Raw genomic sequence first — 294 nt, forward strand, 5'->3', positions numbered from 1 at the left:
TGACGCCTCTGCAGAAGCTGAGCGGCTGGCCGGGCTGGATCGCCGTGCGCCGCCAGTTGGGGTTGTGGTGCTTCACCTATGTGCTGCTGCACCTGAGCGCTTACTACGTGTTCATCCTGGGGTTGGACTGGGGGCAGTTGGGCATCGAGTTGAGCAAGCGTCCCTACAACATCGTGGGAATGCTTGGATACGTCTGCCTGTTCCTGTTGGCGATCACTTCCAACCGCTTCGCCATGCGCAAGCTCGGTAGCCGCTGGAAGAAGCTGCATCGCCTGGTCTACCTGATCCTTGGGC

The 294-nt window shown here is 60.5% G+C and carries 1 protein-coding gene; it reads left to right on the forward strand.

Features of this window, described 5'->3' with window-relative positions; genetic code table 11:
- A partial coding sequence (locus ACLJNW_RS24410; RefSeq protein WP_410961244.1) for a ferric reductase-like transmembrane domain-containing protein occupies window positions 1-294 on the forward strand: 294 nt, incomplete at both ends.

The sequence above is a fragment of the Salmonella sp. SAL4457 genome (assembly GCF_046548235.1).
Taxonomy (GTDB): domain Bacteria; phylum Pseudomonadota; class Gammaproteobacteria; order Enterobacterales; family Enterobacteriaceae; genus Salmonella; species Salmonella enterica.